This window comes from Candidatus Nanopusillus massiliensis (assembly GCF_920984865.1).
Genome location: NZ_OV100765.1, coordinates 191,260 through 191,459 on the forward strand (window position 1 = coordinate 191,260; position 200 = coordinate 191,459).

At 23.0% G+C, this 200-nt stretch carries 1 pseudogene (running past one end of the window); it reads right to left on the bottom strand.

Going from position 1 to position 200, the window contains the following annotated elements:
- Nucleotides 1-200 (bottom strand): annotated as a pseudogene (locus LUA84_RS01330) (tRNA (guanine(26)-N(2))-dimethyltransferase); its annotated part runs 199 nt beyond the window's last position; the annotation flags it as partial.

Here is a 200-nt window from a genome sequence, read left to right on the forward strand (position 1 = left end):
TAATCTCTTCATTATTATATATTTTNNNNAATTTCTTAACCCAAATTCTAAATAAAAATCTGTTTTAATTCCTATTGTATTATATTTTCTAAAACAGGATTTTGGTTTTGATCCAGATAATGATGAAATATCTGTTGCAGTAAGTCCAGCAATTCCATTATTTTTTAATGCTTTTGATAATAATTCTACAAAACCTATTG